Genomic DNA, 20,025 nt, shown 5'->3' with positions numbered 1-20,025 from the left:
AGGGAGCAGAACGCTGCGAGCAATGGGCGGCTAGGCTGGCACGGTCATCATCGGTGCCGCGCCGCGCGGTGCCCGCCGCGGCCCGGCTCGGCGCTGTCGGTCGGCCCGGCCACGGGGAGGGGAGCGTGCCGTCGTGATCTTCAGAGCGGTCCGGGACGGGCGTCCCTACCCGGAGCACAACCTGACCCTGAAGCAGTGGGCGGAGATCCCGCCCCGTCCGCTGCGCCTGGATCAGATGATCACCACCAAGCGCGAGTTGGCGCTGGACAAGCTCCTCGCCGAGGATTCCACCTTCTACGGCGACCTCTTTCCGCACGTCGTGCAGTGGAACGGCGGGCTCTACCTGGAAGACGGGCTGCACCGCGCGTTGCGCGCCGCCCTCCAGCAGCGCAACCAGATCCACGCTCGGGTGCTGGTGCTCGCGGAACCGATCGAGTGACGAGCCCTTCTTCCGCGCGCTGAACCTTCGTTAAGGTGGCGTCCATGACCGCTCCGCTCGATCTGCTCGACCTGGACCAGTCGCTCAGCGAGGAGGAGCGGCAGATCCGCGACGTCGTCCGCCAACTCGTCGACGACCGGGTGCGTCCGCACATCGCCGACTGGTACGAGGACGGTCAGGTGCCCGCCCGGGACCTGGCCCGCGAGTTCGGCAAGCTCGGCCTGCTCGGCATGCACCTGGGCGGCTACGGCTGCGCCGGCGCGTCCGCGGTCGCCTACGGACTCGCCTGCCAGGAGCTGGAAGCCGGGGACTCCGGCCTCCGTTCCCTGGTCAGCGTGCAGGGCTCGCTCGCCATGTACGCCATCTGGCGCTACGGCAGCGAGGAGCAGAAGCAACGCTGGCTCCCGTCGATGGCCACCGGCGAGGCGATCGGCTGCTTCGGCCTGACCGAACCGGACCACGGCTCCGACCCCGCCTCGATGACCACCCGGGCCCGCCGCGACGGCGACGACTGGCTGCTCACCGGCGGGAAAATGTGGATCACCAACGCGCCGATCGCCGACGTCGCGGTGATCTGGGCGCGCACCGACGAGGGCGTGCGCGGGTTCGCCGTACCCATGGACACGCCAGGTGTCACGGCCCGGGAGATCCGCCGCAAGATGTCGCTGCGCGCGTCCGTGACCGGCGAGATCGTGCTCGACGACGTCCGCCTCCCGGCGGACGCCCAACTACCCGAGGCGGTCGGACTCAAGGCGCCGCTGAGCTGCCTCACCGAAGCCCGCTACGGCATCGTCTGGGGCGCGATCGGCGCCGCTCGGGACTGCCTGGAAACCACCCTGACGTACGCCACCACCCGCACCCAGTTCGGCCGCCCGCTGGCCGGCTTCCAGCTCACCCAGGCCAAGCTCGCCGACATGGCCGTCGAGCTGATGAAGGGGCAACTTCTCGCGCTGCACCTGGGCCGGCTCGCCGACACCCACCGGCTGCGGCCCGAGCAGGTGAGCGTCGGCAAGCTGAACAACGTCCGCGAGGCCCTGGCCATTGCCCGGCAGTGCCGGACCATCCTCGGCGCCAACGGCGTCTCCGGCGAATACCCGATCATGCGGCACGCCAACAACCTGGAGAGCGTGCTGACGTACGAGGGCACCTCCGAGATCCACCAGCTCGTCGTCGGGCAACGGCTCACCGGCCTCTCCGCGTTCGCCTGACCTGCCCGAATCCGCAGTCCCGGCGCTCAACGCGCGACTGTCGCAGTGGGGCCGTACCGTCATCGGCAGACGACGTGTCTGACGAGGACGGTGAGCGTGATGACCCGCGACGCTGGCAACAACGAGCCCACGAGGGAGTTCCCCGGTTACCCGACCGGCGACGATCTCCGGGAGCGGTCGACCGCTACACCCGAGCCGACCACCGATACACCGGGCGGCTTTGGAAGTGCTGGCGGCCCGGGTGGGCCCGGTGGCCCTCCGGCCGGTCCTCCCGGTGGCCCGACGGCCGGTGGCGACGGCGGTGGTGGTGGGGCCGCTCGCGGCCTGCTCCTGCTGCTCGGCGCCGCCGCGCTGGCCGTGGTGGTGCTGCTCGGCATCCAGGCGACCGGCTTCCTGCCGGAGTTCCGCAACCCGTTCGCCAAGGAGCAGACCGACCGCAGCCAGCCACCGCTGCTGAAGTCGATCCAGGACCTCAGCCGCTACGTGGCCGCGGAGGGCAACTTCCAGGTCGTCGTCGACACCCAGAACGACAGGCGCAACGTGCCGGACTTCCTGCTCAACGAGCGCACCCTGTTCGTCGGCGCCGGGAGCATCGAGGCGTACGTCGACTTCACCAAGATCAGTGACGGTGCCATCGTCCGGTCCGCCGACGGCAAGTCCGTCGAGATCAAGCTGCCCGCGCCGCAGCTCGGCGAGACCAATCTCGACATGGAGAAGAGCTACGTCTTCGCGGAGCAGCGTGGTCTGCTCAACCGGCTCGGTGACCTGGTCGGCAACGACCCCAACCGGCAGCAGCAGATCTACCAGCTCGCCGAGGAACGGATCACCGCCGCCGCCCGGGACAGCGGGCTCTCCGCCCGCGCCGAGGAGAACACCCGCAAGATGCTGGAAGGGCTGCTGCGATCCCTTGGCTATGAGCAGGTCACCGTTACCTACACGGCCCCCTGACCTGCCAATTCCGTAGTGCCGAGCGCCCGCCCCGACGTCCGTCGGAGCGGGCGTCGCACTTTGTTCCGTCACCGCCCGCCCTCGCCATGATCCACTAGACATCAGCAGAAGCGGGGTGTCCCGATGCCCCGGACACCCCGCCATCAGCAATGTCGAGTGGATCTACAGGTGGGCCGCGACGGCATCCGTCGGGGAAATGCCCTGTGCGCCGGGGCCGGGCATGGGGGCGTGGGTCGGGCAGGGGCGTGGGCCGGCGGGCGTGGCCGTGGGGCCGGGTGGGCGTGGGTGTGCCCGTGGGCGGGCGTGCCTCGTCTCCGCCTGTTCCCGACCCCCCATGCTCAAGATCCGCGCAACTTCAGGGATGGTGCTACCTCCGCCGCTCGTGAGGCAGCAACTTCACCGAAGTTGCTGCCGAACGGCCTGGATGAGGCGGGTTGGGGTGGCGTTTGGAGGGCGTCGGTGGGTCGGCGCGGCGCCAACCTTGGAGACCGGCGGGCTTCGGCTTCGCGGAAGGCCACCACAACGTGGTTGTGGTGGCCTTCCGAACGCGATGTGGGGCCGATGGGGCGGTGTGCGGCGAGCGTCAGTGCTGGGTGGAGGCCAGGTAGCGGTCCTCGTTCGGCATGAGCACCCACAGGACCAGGTAGACGATCACCTGGGTGCCGGGCAGCAGCAGGGACAGCAGGAACAGCAGCCGGACCATCCCGGCGGACATGCCGAACCGTCGACCGAGGCCGGCGCAGACACCGGCGAGCATGCGCCCCTCGCGGGGCCGGACCAGTTTGCGACTCATCGTCGTACTCCCACTCTGCGGCGGTGCGCCGCGTCTGCAATCCACGGTAGAAGGGGGTGGCCACCTCGCCCTCCGTCCCGAGGATGAGCGGCGACCCGTGGACCCGTAGGTGCTTTACCCGGGCAGCCCCTCGCTGACGCCTCTCCGAGCCCGCCCGCCGGCGCCCGCCGCGTCCGTCCGCCCCGGTGTCCGTGCAAGATCGCGCTCGATCCTGGTTGTAGGGGCATCGAGGACGGAGGGAGACCACTAGAACCAGGATCGAGCACGATCTTGCGGGGTGGCGGCGCGGGGTGGCGGCCCTGCTGGGTTGGCCGGGCGGCGGCCGTGCGAGGCGGGCGGGTGGCGGTGGGATGGCGGGCAGGTGCAAACTCCCGGTGGTCGGGTGGGGCGTTGAGCTGGGCGGGTAGGCTGGCAGATCGGCCACCCACACCCCGGGCGGCCGGAACTCATACCCCGGTGATCACGAGCAGGGCTGCCAGACCGGCGGTCCTGGGGCGGCCGGGTCCCGTACGCCGGGACGACGGCGAGGAAGCGCAGCCATGATCAGTGTTTTCGACCTCTTCAGCGTCGGTATCGGGCCGTCCAGCTCGCACACGGTGGGGCCGATGCGGGCCGCGCGGACGTTTGTTACCGGGCTCAAGGCCGACGGGCTGCTCACCGAGGTCGCGCGGGTGCAGGCTGAGCTGTTCGGCTCGTTGGGTGCCACCGGGCACGGCCACGGCAGTGGTCCGGCGGTGCTGCTCGGGTTGGCGGGCGAGGCGCCGGAGACGGTCGACACGGACAGCATCGGCCCTCGGGTCGAGCGGATCCGGGCCGAGCGGCGGATCAGCATCCTGGCCGCGCACGAGATCGACTTTGACCCGGATCGGGACCTGACGTTGCACCGCCGTCGTTCGTTGCCGTACCACCCGAACGGGATGACCTTCGCGGCGTACGACGACAAGGGCGCCGAGGTGCGCAGCCGCACCTACTACTCCGTCGGTGGTGGGTTCGTGGTGGACGAGGCCGCGGCGGGCGCGGACCGGATCAAGCCGGACAGCACACGGGTGCGGTATCCCTTCCTGACCGGCGGGCAGCTCCTCGACGTCACCACCTCCACCGGCTTGTCGATCAGCGAGGTGATGTTGGCCAACGAGCGTTCCTGGCGCAGCGAGGCGGACATCCGGGCGGGCCTGCTGGAGATCTGGCGGGTGATGCGGGAGTGCGTGGAGCGCGGCTGTGAGCGCGACGGCGTACTCCCTGGTGGGTTGAAGGTTCGGCGGCGGGCGGCGGAGCTGCGGCGTGGCCTGGAGGCGGACGCCGGGACGCCCGACCCGCTGCACGCGATGGACTGGGTGACGCTGTTCGCCCTCGCGGTGAACGAGGAGAACGCGGCCGGCGGCCGGGTGGTCACGGCGCCGACGAACGGCGCGGCCGGGATCATTCCGGCGGTTTTGCACTATTACACCCGGTTCGTGCCGGGTGCCAATGACGATGGCGTGGTGCGGTTCCTGCTGACGGCCGGCGCGATCGGCGTGCTGTTCAAGGAGAACGCGTCGATCTCCGGCGCGGAGGTCGGCTGCCAGGGTGAGGTGGGTTCGGCGTGCTCGATGGCGGCGGCCGGGCTGGCCGAGGTGCTCGGCGGCACCCCGGAGCAGGTGGAGAACGCGGCCGAGATCGGGATGGAGCACAACCTCGGATTGACCTGTGACCCGGTGGGTGGCCTGGTGCAGATCCCCTGCATCGAGCGGAACGCGGTGGCTAGCATCAAGGCGATCACGGCCGCCCGGCTGGCGCTGCGCGGCGACGGTGTGCACAAGGTGTCGTTGGACAAGGTCATCAAGACCATGCGGGAGACGGGCGCCGACATGAAGGTCAAGTACAAGGAGACGGCGCGTGGCGGTCTGGCCGTCAACGTGATCGAGTGCTGAGTCCGGCGGATTCGGGGCATTCGTTCACCGACTGCTAACCTGTCGTCCGTTTCAGGAGGCGGGAGGCTCGCGGTGACCTCTGGCGTCGCGGCGTTGTGGTCGCACCGCAACTCGCTGCGCATCCTGGTCCGACGGGATCTGGCGGTCAAGTACCAGCAGTCGGTGCTCGGCTACTTCTGGTCGTTGATCGAGCCGCTCGGCATGGGCGCCATCTACTGGTTCGTGTTCGGGGTGCTCTACTCGCAGGACACCGGCCGGCATCTGGGTGAGGCGGCGGGGTCGTACCCGTTGTTCCTGATCACCGGGATCTTCGCCTGGATGTGGACGAGTTCGGCGTTGAGCGAGGCGACGAACGCGCTGACCGGCCAGTCCCGGTTGATCACCACGATGAACGTGCCGCGGCAGGTCTTCCCGATCGGCCGGGTCACCGGCCGGTTCGCCGAGTACGCTGCCGGCCTGCCGATCCTGATCGCCATCGCGGTGATCTACGCGGTGCACGGTCGGATCCACCCGGGCTGGTCGCTGCTCGCCCTGCCGCTCGCGGTGGCCGTCCAGGCCGTCCTGTTGACCGGGCTGGCCCTGCTGCTGTCCGCGTGGAACGTGTTGATGCGCGACGTGGAACGGTTCCTGCGGCTGATCATCCGGGTGCTCTTCTACGCCACGCCGATCATCTATCCGCTCAGCCTGGTCCGGGAGTCCGAGCTGCCCGGCTGGCTGAAGCTGGTGTACGAGCTGAACCCGCTGGTCGGGATCTTCCAGCTGCACCACGCGATCTGGTACCCGGACGAGTTCCCGAACGCCCGGCTGCTCGCCACGACTGTCGTCGGCAGCGTGCTGGTGCTGGCCGCCGGCTGGTGGTCGTTCCGCCGGTTGGAACCTGCCGTACTCAAGGAACTCTGACGTGGCCGCGCCGATCATCGAGGCCGACGGCCTGGGCATCCGGTTCGTCCGCAACCGGCGCCGGCAGCTACGGCTGCGGGAGTTGTTCATCCACCGGGGCGGGCGCGGCGCCCTGCCCGGCCAGTTCTGGCCGCTGCGCGACGTGTCGTTCACCGTCGAGCCGGGCGAGACGGTCGGGGTGATCGGCCGCAACGGCACCGGCAAGAGCACCCTGCTGCGGCTGATCGCCGGGGTGCTCATCCCGGACGAGGGCAGCATCCGGGTGCACGGCGCGGTGGCGCCGTTGCTGGAGCTGTCCGCCGGTTTCGCCAACGACCTGACCGGACGGGAGAACCTGCACCTGGTCGGTGGGCTGCACGGGCTGTCGACGGGCTACCTGAAGCGGCACTTCGACGAGATCGTCGAGTTCGCCGGTGAGCAGGTGCAGGGTGCCATCGACACGTCGGTGCGGCACTACTCGTCGGGAATGAAGGTGCGGCTGGGCTTCGCGATCATCTCGCACCTGCCGCACCCGATCCTGCTGATGGACGAGGTGACCGCGGTTGGAGACGCGGAGTTCCGCAAGAAGTGCTACGCGACGATTGATCGTCTGCTCGGGGAGGGGCGCACGCTGGTGCTGGTGTCACACAACGAAAAGGACCTGACCCGGTTCTGCCGTCGGGGGTTGTACCTCGACGCGGGCCGGTTGACGCTCGACGGCACCATCGCCGAGGCGCTCGACGCGTACCACGCCGCGGTTCCGCGGTGACGCTCGCGATCGTGCTCGCCGCCGGGACTCCCGCGGCGGGCCTGACCACGTCGACCGGCGAGCCCCTGACCGAGCGGCTGGCCGCCCAACTGCGCCGGGCCGGCGCGGACGAGGTGCGGTTCGCCGGCGACCTCGACGAGCTGGCCGCGCTTGTCGACGACGCCGACGGCCCGCTGCTGATCACCGGCGCCGACCTGGTCGCCCACACGGCCGTGCTGCGGCACCTGGCCACCAGCCCGGTCGGGCCGACGGTGGCGTTGGTGCTCACCGACCCGCCGGTGCCCGGTCGGACCGCCGTGCGTGAGGAACGCGGCCAGGTGGTGGACGCCGGCCCGCTGGAGGCACTCGACGGCGACGCCACCGGCGTGTTCGGTGGCGCGCTGCGGGTCGGTGTGGACGACCTGCCGACTCTTGCCGCCGCCGCCCGTGCCGCCGCGTCCGGGGTGCTCCCGGTCGCCGCCCCGATCGGTCCGGTCGGCGATGTGTCGCCGCTGCCGGCTGCCGGGGGAGCCGGGCACGGCGCCCCCGGGTCCGCCGTGGACCGGCTCGTCGCGGGTCTCGCGGCGCTCGGCACCCTGATCTTCGCCCAGCGGGTACGCCTGCTCGTCGCGCACCGGGTCACGGACGCGTCTGGGTTGGCGGCTGCCGAAGCCGCGGTGACAGCTGTCGACGAGGACCGGGCCGAGCTGCGGCTGTCGGTCAAGGAGAAGGACGACTTCTTCTCCACCTACTTCGTCAGCACCTGGTCGCCGTACGTGGTCCGGCTGTCGGCCCGGCTCCGGCTCACCCCGACCGGGGTGACGGCGATCTCGGTGCTGTTCGCGCTGGCCGCGGCGGTCCTGTTCGGGGTCGGCGGACGACCCGCCCTCGTCGGCGGCGCGGTACTGCTCTATCTCGGCTTCGTGCTGGACTGCGTGGACGGCCAGTTGGCCCGCTACACCCGGCACTTCAGCGCCTGGGGCGGCTGGCTGGACACCATGGCGGACCGCGCCAAGGAATACCTGGTCTACGCCGGCCTGGGCTTCGGGGTGAGTCACGCCGGGTTGGGCAACGGTTGGGCGTTGGCGATCGCCGCGATGACGTTGCAGACCGTCCGGCACATGACCGACACCTGGTACGGGGCGCTGCACGACGAGGCAGCCCGCCGACCGCGTACGGCAGCGGGTGCCAGCGGCGGCATCGGCGACCGGTTGAACGCGGCGTCGACCCGGGTGCAGGCGGACACCGGCTCGGTGTCGTACTGGCTCAAGCGCACGGTGGTCTTCCCGATCGGTGAGCGCTGGGCGTTGATCGCGGTGACCGTGGCGCTGTTCAATCCGCTGGTCAGCCTGATCGCGGTGCTGGTCTGGGGGGTGCTGGCGTTCGCGTACACCGGCGCTCTGCGGACGCTGCGCGCCCGCTGGATGTGGGTGCCGGTGCTGGACACGGTCGATGCCACCCTGCACCGCGACGACGGGCCGTTGGCCCGGCGGCTGCCCGTGGTCCGCCCGATGGGGCCGCTCACCCTTGCGGTGCTCGCGGCGCTCGGCCCGGCGGTGCTGCTGGTCGTCGCGCTGCTGGGGGATGCGCCGGGCGGGCTGCGCTGGGCGGTGCCGGTGGCGCTGCTGGTGCTGCTGGCCGGTGGTCTGGGTGCCGGGGCGGCGCACAACGGGCCGTTGGACTGGCTGGTGCCGGCGGCGCTGCGGGCGGCCGAGTACCTGTTCGCCATCGCGGTGGGCGTGGTCGGCGACGTACCGGGTTGGCTGATCTTCGGGTACGTCTTCGTGCTCACCGTGCACCACTACGACCTGACCGCCCGGCTGGAGAAGCGGCAGGCGGCACCACCGCTTCACGCGGCCACGCTGGGCTGGGAGGGACGGTCGGTGCTGCTGGCCCTCGCGGCGATTGCCGGCATGGCGGGTATCGGGCTGGCTACACTCGGTGCGTACCTTCTCGTGCTTTTCGTGGTGAGCGTCGTCCTGGCCTGGTTCGTCCGACCGGCCCGTAGCGCGCGGGCGTTTGTCGCGCCGGTGAGCGCCGGAGGTGCCGCGCCACGCTGACGGAGGGACGGCCGGATGACCCTGATCAGCTTCGTGGTGCCGGCCTTCCGGGTGCAGGGATACCTGCGCGAGTGCCTGGACTCCATCCTCGGTCAGCCGGAGACCGACATCGAGGTGATCGCCGTCGACGACTGCTCGCCGGATGCCAGCGGCGACATCATCGACGAGTACGCGGCCCGCGACCGGCGGGTCCGGTCGGTCCGGCTGCCGGAGAACGTCGGCCTCGGTCCGGCCCGCAACATCGGGCTGGACCGGGCCGTCGGCGAGTACGTGTGGTTCCTCGACGGCGACGACTGGCTGGCGCCGGAGTGCCTGTCGGAGGTCGCCGAGCGGTTGCGGGTGACCCGACCGGACGTGCTGCTCGTCGACCACGTCCGGACCCACTGGAACGACACCGCCACCCGCAGCGCGATGGCCGAGGTGTTCCCCGAGTCGCCCGGCTCGGGCACCTTCCGGTTGCGGGACCGGCCGGCGGCGATGCGCCTGCTGCACACCGCGTGGAACCGGTTGGTCCGCCGGGAGTTCCTGACCGACCTGGGGCTGCGGTTCGCGCCCGGCTGGTACGAGGACGTCTCGTTCAGCTACCCGGTGCTGATGGCGGCGCAGCGGATCGGCGTACTCGATCGGGTCTGCGTCAACTATCGGCAACGCCGCGCCGGCGCGATCACCCGGACCCGGGGGGACCGGCACTTCGAGGTCTTCCCGCAGTGGCACCGGGTCTTCCACCTGATGGACGCGTGGGGCTCGGCGACGGACACCCTGCGACCGGCGGTCTTCGAGCGGATGATCTGGCACTACCTGACCGTGCTCGGCAACGGTCAGCGGATCGCCCCGGAGCTGCGGCCGGCGTTCTTCGCGCAGATCACCGCCGACTACGAACGCTGGTTGCCACCCGGCGGCTATCCGGTGCCGGACGGGGTGGAGGGGCTCAAGCACCGGCTTGTCGCCTCCGGTCGGTGGCACACCTTCAGCGCGTTGCGGGCCGCGAGCCGGGCCCGGGACGCCGCCCGCCGGAAGGCGCGCACCGCCCGGCGCCGGGTCGGCCCGGTCGCCCGGCGCGGTGCCCGGCTGACCCGCGACGGGTTGCTGCGCGAGTACTACCGGGCCGAGCTGCGACGACCTGTCGATCCGACGCTCGCCGTTTACGCCGCGTACTGGTACCGGGGTTACTCCTGCAACCCGGCGGCGATCTACGAGGTCGCCCGCCGGTTGGCGCCGGGGATCCGCGGGGTGTGGATCGTGCGCCGGGACCGGGTGGACGCCGTGCCGGCCGGGGTGGAGTACGTGGTCGCCGGCACCCCGGCGTACTACCGGGTGCTCGCCCGCGCCCGCTGGTTGGTCAACAACGTCAACTTTCCCGACTTCGTCCGTAAGCGACAGGAGCAGGTGCACCTGCAGACCCACCACGGCACTCCGGTGAAGGTGATGGGGCTGGATCAGCAGCGCTACCCGATCGGTGCGGGCCGGATGGACTTCGCCGGGTTGCTGCGCCGGGTGGACCGCTGGGACTACAGCGTCAGCGCGAACAGCTTCTCCACCCAGATGTGGGACCGCGCGTACCCGGCCACGTACACGACCCTTGAGGTGGGCTACCCGCGCAACGACCGGCTGGTCACCGCCGGCCCGGACGAGGTGCGCCGACTGCGCGCGGAGTTCGGCCTCGGCCCCGACGAGCAGGTCGTGCTGTACGCCCCGACGCACCGCGAGCACCTGCCCGGCTACCGGCCGCCGTTCGACCCGGACCGGTTCGTGCGGGCGCTCGGTGACTCGGGCCGGCTGCTGATGCGCAGTCACTACTTCCACGACCGTGATCGGCGTCCCGGTCGACCGGCGGACTGGGAGCGGGTCCGCGACGTCAGCGGCCACCAGCGGGTGGAGGATCTCTACCTGGTGGCGGACGTACTGGTCACCGACTATTCGTCGGCGATGTTCGACTACGCGGTGCTGGATCGGCCGATCGTGTTGTACGCCCCGGACTGGGAGGCGTACCGGCTGGCCCGTGGTGTCTACTTCGACGTGACGGCCGAACCGCCGGGTGCGGTGGCCACCACCTTCGACGATCTGCTCGACCTGTTCCGGACCGACGCGGTGCGGTCGGACGCGGTGGCCAGGGCGCGCGCGCATTTTCGGGGTCGGTTCTGCACATTGGACGACGGGCACGCGGCGGAGCGGGTGGTGCGTCAGGTGTTCCTCGGTGAGCCGGGTGAGCGGTCCGGAAGCTGCTGATCGGACTTTTGTCGCTTAATAGCAGCGTCACCCACTCAACATAGGACGTTTACCCGATGTCCTAAACCAATGATCCTGGTCACAGTCTTCAGGGGTTCGGCCGACCAATTGGGGGGGACGACGGTGAGTACCGTCACGCTCAAGGATGTGACCAAGGTATTCAGAGATGGCACCATGGCCGTCGACAGCATCAATCTCGATGTCAACGACGGCGAGTTCATGGTGCTCCTCGGGCCGTCCGGTTGCGGAAAGTCCACCGTGCTGCGGATGATCGCCGGGTTGGAGGACCCGACCAGCGGTGCCGTCCTGCTCGACGGCGAGCTGGCGAACGACCTGCCCCCACGGGACCGCAAGATCGCCATGGTCTTCCAGGACTTCGCGCTCTACCCGCACATGACCGTCGGCGACAACATCGCCTTTCCGTTGCGGCTGGCCGGGGTGGAGCCGGAGCCGCGCGGTGAGCGGGTCGGCGACGTGGCCAGCGCGCTGGGCATCGGTGACGTGCTGGCCCGCAAGCCCGGCCAGCTCTCCGGTGGGCAGCGGCAGCGGGTGGCGATGGGCCGGGCGATCGTCCGCCGGCCCGGCCTGTTCCTCATGGACGAGCCCCTGTCGAACCTGGACAGCGGCCTGCGGGCGGAGCTGCGCGCGGAGATCTCGGGCCTGACCCGGGAGCTGGGCGTCACCACCGTCTACGTCACCCACGACCAGGCCGAGGCGCTCACCATGGCCGACCGGGTGGCCATCATGCGTAAGGGCGTCCTCCAGGACGTGGGCACACCCACCCAGGTGTACGGCCGGCCGGCGACGCTCTACGTGGCCGCCTTCCTGGGCAGCCCCCGGATGAACCTGTTGGAGGCGTCGGTCTACGTCCACCTCGACCGGTACGTCACGCTCAACCTCGGTGAGCAGTCGCTCTACCTGCCCTGGAACGACATCCGCAGTCGGGCGGTGGCGCACTACCACGGTGAGCGGATCGTGGTCGGCATGCGGGCCGAGGCGCTCACCCCGGTCGCACCGGACAGCCCGGGCGACGTGCTGCGCGGGCGGATCCGCTACCTGGAGCACCACGGGCACGAGTCGCTGGCGTTCCTCGACATCGGCGCCACCGCGATCATGGTCGACGAGATGGGTGCGCCGCTCGACCCGCCGCCGGTGGGCCAGCGCGGCCTGCGTCGGTTCGGCTCGGTGATGCAGCGACTCACCGGTAAGCCGGTGGAGCCCCAGGAGGTGCCGAGCAGTGGCACCCAGACCAGCGTGCTTCCCGATCCGGGCCGGCACCACCGCCGCCCGGCGGAGCTGGCGGTGCGGTTGGCGCCGTACCCGGCGGTCAGCGCCGGTCACCCGCTCGCCGTCTCGGTTCGGATGGACGCGCTCCACTTCTTCGACGAGCGGGGCGCCCGGATCGACGTGGGTTGGCGTTGAGGACTCACCGGAGCAGGGTGGCGGCCCGGCCCGGGGTGCCCTACCGTCTGCCCACCAGTCCACAGTGAAAGACCACCGAAAGGGGTGCGCCCGTGTCGGGTGACCGTCCCAGCCCGCTCGTCATCGAGCGCATCCTGCGTGATCGCGAGGGCATCTGGCAGCAGATCGTGGCCGAGGGTGACCTCAACAAGCTGACCGGGCGGATGCTGACCAGCTCCGCCATCGCGTTGGCCTGCTACGGGGCGGTGCTGGGCTTCTTCCACAGCCCGCTGATGGCGCTGACCTCGGCGCTGAAGCTGCCGCTGCTGTTCCTGGTCACCCTGGTCATCTGCCTGCCCACGCTCTACCTGTTCAACCTGGTCTTCGGCGCCCGGCTCTCGGTGCGCCAGTCGCTGGCACTGGTGATGGTGGCGATCACGGTCACCTCGATGCTCGCGGTGGCGTTCGCGCCGATCAGTCTCTTCTTCCTGATCACCGCGAACGACTACGGATTCTTCAAGCTGCTCAACGTGGCGATCCTGGCCCTGTCGGCACTTGTCGGGCTGCGCTTCCTGACCAGCGGCATGCAGGTGCTCAACGACCACGGCCTGCTCGCCGCGCCGTCGACCGCCAACGCCCAGGTCAACGCGCACGCCACCGCCCCGGCTCCGGCGGCGCCGGCCCTGGTGCCCACCGTCTCGGCGCCGGCAGCCGCCCCGGCCGTCGGTGCGGGTGCCGCGCCGGCGACCGTACCGGCCGCGGTCGCGGTGGCCGAGCCCGCACCGAACGGCGCGACCGCCGCGCCGGCGCATGTTCCGGCGCAGGGGAGTGGCCAGGCCGCCGGTGCGCCTCAGGTGAGCACGCTGCCGCCCGGTTACCCGCACTCGTGGAACGACCGCTCGATTCGACGGGGCGAACCGACGCAGCGGCCGGCGAGCATGACCCTGCTCTACATCTGGATCCTGCTCTTCGGCTTCGTCGGCACCCAACTGGCGTGGACGCTGCGCCCCTTCTTCGGCGACCCGGGTCAGGATTTCGCCTTCTTCCGCAGCATCGACGGCAACTTCTACGCCGAGATCCTGCGCACGATCGCCAACCTCTGAGCCTTGCCGAAGGTGAGAAAAACGCCTGTTGCCGCCCTGGTTACCGGCTAGTAACGTCGGCTCATGACCATCGACTCCCGCCAGGTGGCGGCCGGCATGCTCGAAGCGGTGCCCTTCGCCCGTACGCTCGGGCTCGAATTCGTCGAGGTGGCGCCCGAGGCGGCGGGCGGGGTCCGGGCAGTCGTCCGGATGCCCGACTCGCCGGCCACCCACAACCACGTCGGCGGCCCGCACGCGGGCGCCCTCTTCACCCTCGGCGAGACGGCCTCCGGCGCGGTCGTGCTGGCGGCCTTCGGGCACCTGCTCGACCGGGCCGTGCCGCTCGCCGTCCGAGCCGAGATCGCCTACCGCAAGCTCGCCATGGGTCCGGTGCGGGCCACCGCGCGGCTCGGCCGGCCGGCCCTCGACGTGATCGAGGAGTTCGAGTCCGGCCGGCGGCCGGAGTTCGGGGTCGACGTGGAGATCGCGACCGAAGACGGCACGCCGACCTCGGCCCTGACGGTGATCTGGACGCTGCGACCCAACTGAAACCGTGCCAACGAGGCCGAAACGGGTTTGCGGGCCCAGCGGGGTGGATAGATTCGTACCGTGCTGGGCCTACCTGCTCACGTGACCGCCTGTCTCTTCGATCTGGACGGTGTGCTGACGCAGACCGCCCGCGTGCACAACGCCGCCTGGACGCAGACGTTCGACGAGTTTCTCCGGCAGCGCGCCACCGTCTCCGGCGAACCGTTCCAACCCTTCGATCCCGGGCCGGACTACAACCGCTACGTCGACGGCCGACCCCGCGCCGACGGCGTCCGGACGTTCCTCGCCTCCCGCGGCATCGTGCTCCCCGAGGGCAGCCCGGACGACCCCCCGGACGCCGACACCGTCAACGGCGTGGGCAACCGCAAGAACGTGCTGCTGCTTCAGCGCCTCCGCGACAGCGGCGTCGAGGTCTACCCGGGCTCGGTGCGCTACCTGCAGGCGGCGACCGCCGCCGGGCTGCGCCGGGCAGTGGTGACCGCGAGCGCCAACGGAGCCGAGGTGGTCGCCGCCGCCGGGTTCGAGCCGCTGCTGGAGGCCCGGGTCGACGGGCTGGTCGCTCGTGCGCAGGGGCTGCGCGGAAAACCCGAACCGGACACCTTCCTCGCCGGGGCCAGGCTGCTCGGCGTGGACCCGACACAGGCCGCCGTCTTCGAGGACGCGCTCTCCGGGGTGGCCGCCGGCCGAGCGGGCGGCTTCGGTTACGTGGTCGGCGTCGACCGGGTCGGGCAGGCCGACGAGTTGCTCGCGCACGGCGCGGACGTCGTGGTGCAGGACCTGGCCGACCTGCTCGACGCCGCCGATCCGCCGGCGCCGGCGCGCACCGCCGCCCCGCACCAGCCGAGCGCCACACGGGACCAGACGTGATCCGGGAGAGGGCCTATCCGGTCGAGCCGTGGCACGTCCGCGAGACCCGGCTCGACATGGACGTGCTGGCCCAGTCGGAGTCGGTCTTCGCGCTCTCCAACGGGCACGTCGGGCTGCGCGGCAACCTCGACGAGGGCGAGCCGCACGGCCTGCCCGGCACCTACCTCAACTCGTTCTACGAGTTGCGCCCGCTGCCGTACGCGGAGGCCGGCTACGGCTTCCCCGAGTCCGGGCAGACGATCGTCAACGTCACCAACGGCAAGCTGATGCGGCTGCTCGTCGACGACGAACCACTCGACGTGCGGTACGGGGAACTGCTGGCCCACGAGCGGATCCTCGACATGCGGGCCGGCACCCTGCACCGGGAGCTGCACTGGCGCTCGCCCGCCGGCCGGGAGGTCAAGGTCCGCAGCACCCGCCTGGTCTCGTTCACCCAGCGCTCGGTCGCCGCGATCAGCTACGAGGTGGAGGCCGTCGACGGCCCGCTTCGGCTGATCGTGCAGTCCGAGCTGGTGGCCAACGAGTCGCTGCCCGCGCAGAGCAAGGACCCCCGGGTCGCCGCGGTGTTGGAGTCACCCCTACAGGCGGAGGAGGAGCTGACCACCCCGGACGGGGGGCAGTTGATCCACCGCACCAAGGTCTCCGGGCTGCGGGTCGCCGCCGCGATGGAGCACGAGGTGCACGGCCCGGACCACACCACCATCGAGTCCGAGGGCTACCAGGACTGGGTGCGCACCACGATCGCCTGTGTGCTCAAACCCGGCGAGAAGCTGCGGGTGATCAAGTATCTGACGTACAGCTGGTCGAGTCGGCGGTCCCTGCCCGCACTGCGCGACCAGGTCGGCGCGGCACTGGCCGGCGCCCGCCTCGACGGCTGGGACGGCCTGCACCGGGAGCAACGCACCTACCTCGACGCGTTCTGGGACGCGTCCGACGTGCTGGTCGAGGGCGACCCGGAGGTGCAGCAGGCGGTCCGGTTCGGTCTCTTCCACGTGCTTCAGGCCGGCGCGCGGGCCGAGCAGCGGCCGATCTCGGCGAAGGGGCTCACCGGTCCCGGTTACGACGGGCACGCCTTCTGGGACACCGAGATGTTCGTGCTTCCGGTGCTCACGTACACCCAGCCGAGCGCGGTGCGCAGCGCGTTGCAGTGGCGGCACAGCACGCTGGACTCGGCGCGGGAGCGTGCCGAGACGCTCAACCTCAGGGGTGCCGCGTTCCCTTGGCGGACCATCGAGGGGCCGGAGTCATCCGGCTACTGGCCGGCCGGCACGGCGGCCTTCCACATCGCCGCCGACATCGCCGACGCCGCGCGCCGCTACGTGATGGTCACCGGAGACACCCAGTTCGAGCGGGACATCGGGCTGGAGTTGCTGGTGGAGACCGCCCGGCTGTGGCGTTCGATCGGCCACCACGACCGGCACGGCCAGTTCCACATCGACGGTGTCACCGGCCCGGACGAGTACACCGCCGTGAAGAACGACAACATCTACACCAACCTGATGGCACAGCGGAACCTGCTCGCGGCCGCCGACGTGGTGATGCGCTACCGGGACGAGGCGTTCCACCTCGGGGTCACCGACGAGGAGGCGGCGAGTTGGCGGGATGCCGCCACCTCCATGCACGTCCCGTACGACGAGGAACTCGACGTGCACCAGCAGGTGGAGGGTTTCACCCGGCTACAGGAGTGGGACTTCCCGCACACCCCGGCGGAGAAGTATCCGCTGCTGCTGCACTACCCGTACTTCGAGCTGTACCGCAAGCAGGTGGTCAAGCAGGCCGACCTCGTCCTCGCCATGCACTGGCGAGGGGACGCGTTCACCCCCGAGCAGAAGGTCCGCAACTTCCTCTACTACGAGCGCCGCACCGTACGCGACTCGTCGTTGTCGGCCTGCACGCAGGCGGTGCTCGCCGCCGAGGTGGGCCACCCGGAACTCGCGCACAGCTACCTGCGTGAGGCCGCCCTCATGGACCTGCACGACCTCAACGAGAACACCCGCGACGGCGTGCACATGGCGTCGTTGGCCGGCGCCTGGCTCGCCCTGGTCAGTGGGCTCGGCGGGCTCCGGGACCACGATGGCGAGTTGTCCTTCGCGCCCCGGCTCTCCAGCCGACTCAGCCGACTGGAGTTCTCCCTGCAGTGGCGAGGACTGGCGCTGCGGGTGGATGTCCGCCCGCACCAGACCACGTACTCGCTGCGGCACGGCGGTCCGGACGACGTGGTGGAACTGCGCCACCACGACCAGGTGCTGCGGGTGACCTGCGACGAACCGGTGACGGTGCCGGTGCCGGAGGCCGAGCCGTCCGGGCCGCCACCCGAGCAGCCACCGGGCAGGTCACCACTGCTGCGGTTGCCCGAGCGTACGAACGAGCAGTGACGGCCGGGGCGGAGTGGTCCCGCCCCGACCGTCACCACCACGTCACGTCAGACGGGTTCGCCGGTCGCCGGCCGCCCGATCGCGTCTCGGGGCGCCGCGGCCTTCGGATCGTCGGGCAGGCGGGCCGAGGCGGCCTGGTCGCCGAAGTCCGGGTCGCGCTCGGCGTCCTGTTCACGCCGGGCCTGCTCGGTCGTCTGCTGCTGCTGCTGAGAAATCTGCTGCTTGGCCATGGCGATCCTCGCGATCCGTCGGGGCGCGGTTGCGCCGACACGGTCTGCGGTCGTTCGTCGCCTACCCGATGGTCCGTCTGGCAAACGGGGCCGACGGCGGCTGTCGCTCGGGTGCGTGCGGTGCGGTGGGTGGGGTATCCGGGGCGGCAGACGAGCGCTCCGGAGGTGGGCATGGACGAGCAGCGCGGCACGGTGACCATCCCGATCGGGGACGTTCAGCTCCCCGCCGACCTGATGCTGCCCGCCCAGCCGGTCGGCGTGGTGCTCTTCGCGCATGGCAGCGGCAGTTCCCGGCACAGCCCGCGCAACGTGGCGGTGGCCCGTACGCTGCACGGCCGCGGGCTCGGGACGGTGCTGGTGGACCTGCTCAGCCCCGCCGAGGACGAGGTGGACGCCCGTACCGCCGAGCTGCGGTTCGACATCGGGCTGCTGGCCAGCCGGCTGGCCGGGATCATCGACTGGTTGGCGGTCGAGCGTCCCGCCGGTGACGTTCCGATTGGTTTGTTCGGGGCCAGCACGGGAGCCGCCGCCGCCCTGGTCGCGGCGGCGTCCCGCGCGGATCGGGTGGGTGCCGTGGTCAGCCGGGGCGGCCGGCCGGACCTGGCCGGTGCCGCGCTGGCCCAGGTGCGTACCCCGACATTGCTGCTGGTGGGCGGTCTGGATGAGGAAGTGATCACGCTGAACGAGCGGGCGCTCGCGGAGTTGGGGAAGATCGGTGAGCTGCGGGTGATCCCCGGCGCCACCCACCTCTTCGAGGAGCCCGGCACCCTGGAGCAGGTCGCCGAGCAGGCTGGCGCGTGGTTCACCACGCGGCTGCGCTGACGATCACCCTCAGGACGTGAGGGCCGAGGCGGCGCGACGCTGTTGGACGGTGTCGATGACGCGCCAGAGGACCGCGGTGATCGGGACGCTGACGAACGCGCCAGCGATCCCCGCGATCAGCGTGCCGGCGGTGACCGCCACCAGGATCACCGCCGGGTGCAACCGGACCTGCCGCTTCATGACCAGCGGCTCCAGCAGGTTGCCCTCGATCTGCTGCACGGCGATCACGGCGGCCAGGGTGAGCAGGGCGGTGGTGGGGCCGTTCGCGGCGAGTGCCACCAGCACGGCGACTGCGCCGGCCACCGTCGCCCCGATGATCGGCACGAAACCGCCGAGGAAGGTGATCAGCGCCAGTGGCAGGGCGAGCGGCACCCGCAGCACCACGAGCGCCAACCCGATGCCCAGCGCGTCGATGGCGGCGATGAACATGGTGCCCCGGCTGTACGCGCCCAACGTGTGCCAACCGGCCCGACCGGCCTCCGCCAGCACCGGCTGGTTCGGGCCGGACACCCGGGACAGCACCCAGCGCCACATCGACCGGCCGTCCTTGAGCAGGAAGAAGAGCAGCACCAGGGCGAGCAGCGCGGAGCCGAACACCTCGGTGGCGGTCCGGGCACCGGCCACCGGGTCCGGCGAGCTGCCGCTGAGTCCCTGCCGGGCCTGGTCGACCAGCCGGTCCAGCTGTGCTTCGCTGACCGGCAACGTGGACGTCACGAAGTCCCGGCTGCGCTCGACCCCCTGCGTCAGTTCCTGGCTGAGCTGGTCGAACTGGCTGGCGGTCAGGTTCCAGACCAGGGCGCCGACACCGACCAGGATGCCGAGCAGCAGAAGTACGGTGCACAGCGCGGCCAGCGCCGCCGGCAGGCGTAGCCGACGGAGCAGGAGCAGCACGGGGTCGAGCAGCGCGGTGAGGAAGATGGTGGCGGCCAGCGCGATGGCCAGCGGTGCCAGCAGGACGGCGATGCGGCCCAACAGGTAGAGCCCGGCGATGATCACCACCAGGCAGGCGCTCCACAGCACGGCCGTCCGGACCAGCCAGGGCAGCGCCGCCCACGAGTGGCGTGGTCCGGCGCCGTCCGTTGTCTCCCCGGTGCCCGCCCCGGAATCCTCTGCCGCCATGTCGGTCCTCCTCGATCTCGGCGAGTCGGTACCCGCCCGGGCGCACGCCGACACCCCGCGTCAGGACTCGTTGGCCGTGATCGCGTACGGCTTGCTGGTGTTGCCCCGGTTGCCGTCGGCGTTTGTGCTGGCTGACCCAGGGAACGGGGGAGAAAGACGAATTCGAGGAGGATCGCCGTGGGTGACTTCATGGACAAGGCCAAAGACTTCACGGACAAGCACGACAAGCAGGTCGACCAGGGTGTGGAAAAGGCCGGTGACATGGCCGACAAGCGCACCGGTGGCAAGTACGACGACCAGATCGACAAGGGCGTCGACCAGGCTCAGGCACGTACCGGCGAGGGCGATCAGGTCCGCTGACGTACCCCA

18 protein-coding genes are annotated in these 20,025 nt (G+C 70.9%); 15 read left to right on the top strand and 3 right to left on the bottom strand.

The window, feature by feature from the left end; translation table 11 throughout:
• The first annotated feature begins 133 nt into the window (after nt 1-133).
• The 3 genes from AB0O48_RS04880 (at nt 134) to AB0O48_RS04870 (ending at nt 2,595) form a co-directional block, all read left to right on the top strand.
• Entirely contained in the window at nt 134-439 is a 306-nt protein-coding gene (locus AB0O48_RS04880) for a type II toxin-antitoxin system VapB family antitoxin (protein ID WP_357251917.1), read from the top strand.
• A gap of 44 nt (nt 440-483) precedes the next feature.
• Entirely contained in the window at nt 484-1,647 is a 1,164-nt protein-coding gene (locus AB0O48_RS04875; RefSeq protein ID WP_365062995.1) for an acyl-CoA dehydrogenase family protein, read from the top strand.
• Nucleotides 1,648-1,746: 99 nt separating this feature from the next.
• Nucleotides 1,747-2,595, top strand: a complete 849-nt coding sequence (locus AB0O48_RS04870) for a DUF4230 domain-containing protein (RefSeq protein ID WP_357251923.1) — start codon at nt 1,747-1,749, stop codon at nt 2,593-2,595.
• A gap of 583 nt (nt 2,596-3,178) precedes the next feature.
• Here AB0O48_RS04870 and AB0O48_RS04865 read toward each other — a convergent pair.
• Complete coding sequence (locus AB0O48_RS04865; protein WP_088951236.1) at nt 3,179-3,388, bottom strand: PspC domain-containing protein; 210 nt, start codon at nt 3,386-3,388, stop codon at nt 3,179-3,181.
• Between the two features lie 539 nt (nt 3,389-3,927).
• Here AB0O48_RS04865 and AB0O48_RS04860 point away from each other — a divergent pair.
• From AB0O48_RS04860 to AB0O48_RS04815, 10 genes are all read left to right on the top strand, one after another.
• Entirely contained in the window at nt 3,928-5,298 is a 1,371-nt protein-coding gene (locus tag AB0O48_RS04860) for an L-serine ammonia-lyase (RefSeq protein ID WP_365062990.1), read from the top strand.
• 72 nt (nt 5,299-5,370) lie between these two features.
• Entirely contained in the window at nt 5,371-6,198 is an 828-nt protein-coding gene (locus AB0O48_RS04855) for an ABC transporter permease (RefSeq protein WP_357251929.1), read from the top strand.
• Nucleotide 6,199: 1 nt separating this feature from the next.
• The gene (locus AB0O48_RS04850; RefSeq protein WP_357251932.1) at nt 6,200-6,946 is read left to right on the top strand and encodes an ABC transporter ATP-binding protein; all 747 of its coding nucleotides are present in this window, start codon (nt 6,200-6,202) and stop codon (nt 6,944-6,946) included.
• A 41-nt stretch (nt 6,947-6,987) separates the two neighbouring features.
• Nucleotides 6,988-8,985, top strand: coding sequence for a DUF5941 domain-containing protein (locus AB0O48_RS04845; protein ID WP_357252062.1), 1,998 nt, complete (start codon nt 6,988-6,990; stop codon nt 8,983-8,985).
• A 15-nt stretch (nt 8,986-9,000) separates the two neighbouring features.
• The gene (locus tag AB0O48_RS04840) at nt 9,001-11,211 is read left to right on the top strand and encodes a bifunctional glycosyltransferase family 2 protein/CDP-glycerol:glycerophosphate glycerophosphotransferase (protein ID WP_365062986.1); all 2,211 of its coding nucleotides are present in this window, start codon (nt 9,001-9,003) and stop codon (nt 11,209-11,211) included.
• A gap of 123 nt (nt 11,212-11,334) precedes the next feature.
• A complete protein-coding gene (locus AB0O48_RS04835; RefSeq protein WP_357251938.1) occupies nt 11,335-12,633 on the top strand; it encodes an ABC transporter ATP-binding protein in 1,299 nt (432 codons plus the stop codon).
• 92 nt (nt 12,634-12,725) lie between these two features.
• Entirely contained in the window at nt 12,726-13,715 is a 990-nt protein-coding gene (locus AB0O48_RS04830; protein WP_357571985.1) for a hypothetical protein, read from the top strand.
• A gap of 63 nt (nt 13,716-13,778) precedes the next feature.
• Nucleotides 13,779-14,243 carry a DUF4442 domain-containing protein gene (locus AB0O48_RS04825; protein WP_357251944.1) on the top strand — a complete coding sequence of 155 codons (465 nt, stop codon included), beginning with the start codon at nt 13,779-13,781 and terminating at the stop codon, nt 14,241-14,243.
• A gap of 60 nt (nt 14,244-14,303) precedes the next feature.
• Nucleotides 14,304-15,110, top strand: coding sequence for a beta-phosphoglucomutase family hydrolase (locus AB0O48_RS04820; protein ID WP_357571986.1), 807 nt, complete (start codon nt 14,304-14,306; stop codon nt 15,108-15,110).
• Nucleotides 15,107-17,485: a glycosyl hydrolase family 65 protein gene (locus AB0O48_RS04815; protein ID WP_357251950.1), complete on the top strand. Its 2,379-nt coding sequence runs from the start codon at nt 15,107-15,109 to the stop codon at nt 17,483-17,485. Before AB0O48_RS04820 ends, AB0O48_RS04815 begins: the two co-directional genes overlap by 4 nt.
• Nucleotides 17,486-17,532: 47 nt before the next feature.
• On the opposite strand, the gene AB0O48_RS04810 is transcribed toward AB0O48_RS04815, so the two are convergent.
• Entirely contained in the window at nt 17,533-17,715 is a 183-nt protein-coding gene (locus AB0O48_RS04810) for a hypothetical protein (RefSeq protein WP_357571987.1), read from the bottom strand.
• A 171-nt stretch (nt 17,716-17,886) separates the two neighbouring features.
• Between AB0O48_RS04810 and AB0O48_RS04805 the strand changes: the two genes are divergently transcribed.
• Nucleotides 17,887-18,537, top strand: coding sequence for a dienelactone hydrolase family protein (locus AB0O48_RS04805; protein ID WP_357571988.1), 651 nt, complete (start codon nt 17,887-17,889; stop codon nt 18,535-18,537).
• Nucleotides 18,538-18,546: 9 nt separating this feature from the next.
• On the opposite strand, the gene AB0O48_RS04800 is transcribed toward AB0O48_RS04805, so the two are convergent.
• On the bottom strand, nt 18,547-19,656 hold the full coding sequence (locus AB0O48_RS04800) for an AI-2E family transporter (RefSeq protein ID WP_357571989.1): 1,110 nt from the start codon (nt 19,654-19,656) through the stop codon (nt 18,547-18,549).
• Nucleotides 19,657-19,833: 177 nt separating this feature from the next.
• Between AB0O48_RS04800 and AB0O48_RS04795 the strand changes: the two genes are divergently transcribed.
• Entirely contained in the window at nt 19,834-20,016 is a 183-nt protein-coding gene (locus tag AB0O48_RS04795) for an antitoxin (RefSeq protein WP_357251962.1), read from the top strand.
• Nucleotides 20,017-20,025: the final 9 nt, after the last annotated feature.

The sequence above is a fragment of the Micromonospora sp. NPDC085948 genome, from assembly GCF_040686315.1.
Taxonomy (GTDB): domain Bacteria; phylum Actinomycetota; class Actinomycetes; order Mycobacteriales; family Micromonosporaceae; genus Micromonospora.
This window is presented reverse-complemented; position numbering and strand designations above follow the sequence as displayed.

Bases quoted from the DNA above. Each gene is read 5' to 3' on its own strand.
- AB0O48_RS04875 (WP_365062995.1), top strand. From the start codon at position 484: ATGACCGCTCCGCTCGATCTGCTCGACCTGGACCAGTCGCTCAGCGAG.
- AB0O48_RS04870 (WP_357251923.1), top strand. From the start codon at position 1,747: ATGACCCGCGACGCTGGCAACAACGAGCCCACGAGGGAGTTCCCCGGT.
- AB0O48_RS04865 (WP_088951236.1), bottom strand. From the start codon at position 3,388: ATGAGTCGCAAACTGGTCCGGCCCCGCGAGGGGCGCATGCTCGCCGGT.
- AB0O48_RS04860 (WP_365062990.1), top strand. From the start codon at position 3,928: ATGATCAGTGTTTTCGACCTCTTCAGCGTCGGTATCGGGCCGTCCAGC.
- AB0O48_RS04840 (WP_365062986.1), top strand. From the start codon at position 9,001: ATGACCCTGATCAGCTTCGTGGTGCCGGCCTTCCGGGTGCAGGGATAC.
- AB0O48_RS04825 (WP_357251944.1), top strand. From the start codon at position 13,779: ATGACCATCGACTCCCGCCAGGTGGCGGCCGGCATGCTCGAAGCGGTG.
- AB0O48_RS04810 (WP_357571987.1), bottom strand. From the start codon at position 17,715: ATGGCCAAGCAGCAGATTTCTCAGCAGCAGCAGCAGACGACCGAGCAG.
- AB0O48_RS04805 (WP_357571988.1), top strand. From the start codon at position 17,887: ATGGACGAGCAGCGCGGCACGGTGACCATCCCGATCGGGGACGTTCAG.
- AB0O48_RS04800 (WP_357571989.1), bottom strand. From the start codon at position 19,656: ATGGCGGCAGAGGATTCCGGGGCGGGCACCGGGGAGACAACGGACGGC.